The sequence below is a fragment of the Salinibacter sp. genome (assembly GCF_042218895.1).
In the GTDB taxonomy this organism is placed as follows: Bacteria; Bacteroidota; Rhodothermia; order Rhodothermales; family Salinibacteraceae; genus Salinibacter.
Window position 1 is genome coordinate 1 of sequence record NZ_JBDGQQ010000072.1, and the last position, 4,471, is coordinate 4,471.

Consider the following 4,471-nt stretch of genomic DNA (forward strand, 5'->3'; position numbering starts at 1 on the left):
CCATGACCGATTCAAACGACCGCTCCGATTCGTCGCGCTGGTTTCAGGAACCGCGACAGAACTGGGGGGCGATCGGCGTGTCCTGCCTGGTGGCCGCCTACGCGGTGCACGCGACGACCTCCGACACCATCGGCACGGGGCTCGCCCTGATCAACCTCGGCTTTGGCCTCGTGTGCCTCACGGCGGCCGCGATCGACGGCCCACACATCCTGCCGCCGGAGCGGGTCCGGGAGCCCACGTGTGGGGGTCGGCGCTCCGACGGGGTGCTGCAGAGGATCAAGGGCTGATTCATCCGCTCGTCGCCCGAGCCCCCTCCCTCGCCGACCGCCTCCTGAGGACGCGTGGAGAACCGCCTTCTCATCGTTCGATGACGCATCCCGACTTCGCAACGTCATCCTGATGTCATGAGCTGATGTCATGAGTGAGCGATCCGATTCCTCCGACGCCTTTCGCCTTCCGTCGTGGCTCTAGAACACGCGGCAGAGTTGGAGCGCAGCAATCACTTGCTTCGCGGCGGCGTCCGTCACCACTTCCGTCCTTACCAGCACAGTGTTCCTGGCCCTGGCCCTGGTGTGTTTCATTGCCACCATGATCGATGGGCCGCACATCCGGGCGCAGCCCCGGGCGTGCAGCTGGCGAGGAAGCGGAGGGCGGAGTCGCACAGGGTTTCCAAGCAATTTTCCTTCACGAATCCCCCTATTCCCATGCACTTTTCTCTCTCAAATCCACGTCGACTGCTCTCCGTACTGCTTGCCGTCCTTCTCGGGGCTGGGCTGCTCGGCGTGCCAACGAGTACGGCGCAGGACGGCAGCAACCACATGCTCTGGACCGTTTCCAAGGACGGACGCACAGTCGGGCACCTCGTCGGCTCCGTCCACTTCATGAAGCCGGACGTCTATCCGCTGCCCTCCGCCTACGAGAAAGCCTTCCAGGCGTCGGACGTCCTGGTGGTCGAGACCAATCTCGACAGCGCCCGGGCCAAGGGACAGGGCCTCATCCGACAGCTTGGAATGTACGCGGGATCGAAGACGCTCAAGGGCGAGCTGGCGGACTCGACGTACACCATGCTGCGGGCGCGGGCCGACTCGCTCGGGCTCAAGCTGGCCCGCATGCAGCGAATGGAGCCGTGGGTGATGTCTATGGTCGTTCCGGCCACGCAGATGAAGAACGCCGGATACAGCGGAAAATCCGGCATCGACCGCCACTTCTTCACCAAAGCCAAGAAGGCCGGCAAAAAACGCGTGGCCCTGGAGACGCCCGCCGAGCAGTTCAAGTTTTTTGACCAGTTCTCGCCCGACCGTCAGGAGGCCTACCTGCACTACAGCTTGCAGAAAGCCGACCGCACCGTTCAGATGATCGACGACATGGCGGCGGCCTGGCAGCAAGGGGACGCCGACGAGCTGGAAACTCTGGTGCAGGACGAGATGCAGACGAACTTCCCCAACCTCTACCAGGCCCTCATCGTGGAGCGCAATCAGAACTGGATGCCCCGGATCACCGATCTGCTCGCCGGCGAGCAGCGCCCGATGATCGTCGTGGGTGCCGGGCACGTGGTGGGCGAGGACGGGCTCGTGGCCATGCTCCGCGAGAAGGGGTGCACGGTCCAGCAACAGTGACGTGCGCCGGGCCTTCGTCCACCCGCGACGCCGGTGAGCGTCGCAGACGTCCGCCACTGGAGACGAAAAAGCGATGTGGTTCGTCCCCGGTTCGATGGGGGCGGATCCGCCACGACGTCTGCTGCCCCCCGCTCGTCAACCGAAACGTCCATCCATCGAATACGAGTGCCCACTCGTCGAAACGTGCTTGCCAGACGATGCCCGCGTTCGTAAGCTAGAAGCCTGTCGAGGTGCGATCAGACCGGCAGGTTCTGGGGCCCACCGACGATTTCTCGCGGCCGACGACCGTTTCCGCGGTTTCGGCATTCCTTCTCACTCTCTCCGCCCAACCCGCAGCCGTTCACGATGCGTTTGCTACGCGTTTCCGTTGCTCTGCTCGTTGCCCTACTCCTCGGCCTCGCGATGAACGGTCCCCCCGCCCACGCCCAGGAGATGGCCTCCTACTACGAAACGACGGACCTTCTCGGCGCTCCTCCCGCCAGCTTCCGGGAGGGCCTGCTCGGCTACGCCAACCCGGCGCTTCCTCCTCTCGCGGGCAACCACCTCGTCGCGGCGTGGTCTACGGAGGGTCGGGCCGCGGCGTCGGTGCGGGACTGGGGCCTGTTCTCAAACATCGGCGGGCTCGGCTCGTCGATCGTCCGGCGGAATCGGGGCTCGCTGTCCGTGACCGGCTACCACGTGAGCCTGGCGGGCGGCTCTGGCGACTTTGCTGCCGGTGTGGGCTACCAGGGATACGCGGGCGACGCCACCGCACTGGGGCGCTACAATCGCCTCACGGTGGGGACGATCGCACGGCCCAGCCCGTACCTCTCGGTCGGCCTGACCGGCAACGTCTCGCTGGAGACCGACGACCGGGAGGTGGTCGGGGAGATCGGGGTGCGCCCCCTCGGCTCCTCGCGCCTCACCCTGTTTGCCGACGCGGCGTGGGGCGAGGGACAGGCCCTCGCGGACGTGCCCTGGAGCGCCGGGGCGGCCGTGGAAGTGATCCCGGGGCTCAACCTGCGAGGGCGCGTGTTCGAGAGTGAGGCCGTCTCCGTCGGCCTCCGGCTGGGGCTCGGGCGCCTGAGCCTGGACAGCGGAAGCCGCGTCGATCCGAACGGCGACTACGCCCGGCAGGTCAACCGCGTTCGGCTGGGGGAGTACGAGCCAAGCGCGATTGCCCAGGGCCTCCGGGCGGGCAAGGAGCACGTGGAGCTCTCGCTCCAAGGGCCGCTTCCGTATCGGGGCTCGCCGGTTTCCAATCCGTTTGCCCAGAAGCCGGACCGGTTTTACGAAGTGCTCCGCACCGTCCGGCAGGCCGGCGAGAGCGCCCGGGTCAGCGCCGTGGCCCTCAACCTGTCGGGCCTGCAGGTTCGTCCGGAGCAGGCCTGGGAGCTGCGCACGGCGCTTCGGAACGCCCAGAGCGCGGGAACGAAGATCGTGGCCGTCCTGGAGAACGGCGACATGACGACCTACCACGTCGCCAGCGTGGCCGATGTCGTTGCGCTGGATCCGCAGGGCAACCTGTCGCTGCCGGGCTACGCGCTCAGCAGGACCTTTTTCAAAGGGACGCTCGATAAGCTCGGCATTGGGTACCAATCCTGGCGCTTCTTCAAGTACAAGTCGGCCAGAGAGAGCTTTTCGCGCACGAGCTTCTCACGGGCCGACAGCCTCCAGCGCCAGCGCTTCGTCAACGACCGGTACGAGCTCTTTCAGAATAACGTGACGGCGGCCCGGCCGCCGGGCCCGGACTCGCTCAATCGCCTCGTGGACGAAAAGACGATCCTCACGGCGCAGGAGGCGAAGCAGACGGGCCTCGTGGACACCCTCGCCCGCTGGCACGAGCGGAGCGGGCTCCTCAGGACCGTCACGGGGGAGGAGACCTCGTCGCTCGACGCCAGCGGCCTCGACCAAATCGCCACGGCGACCCGGAAGTGGGGCGCCCCCTCCGAAATTGCGGTCGTGTACGGCATCGGCACCACGTCGGTGAAGAGCGGAATGGGGAGCCGCGAGCTCAGCAAGAAGATCCGCAAGTTGGCCGACGACGAGGACGTGGCGGCGGTCGTCTTTCGGGTCGACTCGCCGGGCGGCTCGCCGGTCGCCGCCGCACAGGTGGGCGAGGCCATCAAGACGTGTGCGAAGAACAAGCCCGTCATCGTGAGCCAGGGCCAGCTGGCCGCCTCGGGCGGGTACTGGGTGTCGGCGCACGCCGACACGATCCTGGCCGGCCCCAACACGATCACCGGCTCCATCGGTGTCATCGGGGGCTGGTTCTACGACAAGGGCTTCTCGGACCAGACGGGCCTGTCGAGCGACGTCGTCCAGCGCGGCGAGCGGGCCGACCTCTTCAAGGGCGGCATTCAACTCCCGCTCGTGGGGGTCACCGTGGCCAACCGCAAGCTTACCGACGACGAGCTGGCCCGCGTCGAGGACGTCTTTCGGCAGGGCTACGACGAGTTCGTCGAGACCGTGGCCGAGGGCCGCGACACGACGGAGGCCCACATCCGCGACGTGGCCAAGGGGCGCATCTACTCGGGCGGGGACGGCAAAGAGGCGGGCCTGGTCGATAAGATCGGCGGCCTGCCCCGGGCCATTAAGCTCGCCCGGATGGCCGCAGGCCTCTCGCCGGAGGCGGCCAAGGTGCGGGAAGTCAATCCCACGAAGGACTTCACCTTCAGCGCGCTGCTGCCGGGCCCACTAGGCACCTTCATGAACACCCTGTGGTCGACGTCGGATTCGACGCCAGCGATCCAGACGGATCCGACGGAGACGTACCTCCGCCTCATGCTCAAGCACCAGCCCGGACCGCTCGTCCTGCTTCCGCCCGATGCGTATCCTCACGCGAACTAGTGGTGCGTCCCGTTTTCTGCGTCGCA

General features: G+C 66.8%; 2 protein-coding genes and 1 pseudogene. All 3 read left to right on the forward strand.

Translation table 11 applies throughout. The features are described from left to right. Positions 1–287: pseudogene (locus ABEL04_RS06995) on the forward strand (hypothetical protein); the annotation flags it as partial. 417 nt (positions 288–704) lie between these two features. Then, positions 705–1,616 (forward strand): TraB/GumN family protein, encoded by a 912-nt coding sequence (locus ABEL04_RS07000; RefSeq protein WP_375801671.1) that lies wholly within the window; start codon positions 705–707, stop codon positions 1,614–1,616. 345 nt (positions 1,617–1,961) lie between these two features. Next, positions 1,962–4,445 carry a S49 family peptidase gene (locus ABEL04_RS07005; protein ID WP_375801672.1) on the forward strand — a complete coding sequence of 828 codons (2,484 nt, stop codon included), beginning with the start codon at positions 1,962–1,964 and terminating at the stop codon, positions 4,443–4,445. Positions 4,446–4,471: the final 26 nt, after the last annotated feature.

Bases quoted from the DNA above. Each gene is read 5' to 3' on its own strand.
- ABEL04_RS07000 (WP_375801671.1), top strand. From the start codon at position 705: ATGCACTTTTCTCTCTCAAATCCACGTCGACTGCTCTCCGTACTGCTT.
- ABEL04_RS07005 (WP_375801672.1), top strand. From the start codon at position 1,962: ATGCGTTTGCTACGCGTTTCCGTTGCTCTGCTCGTTGCCCTACTCCTC.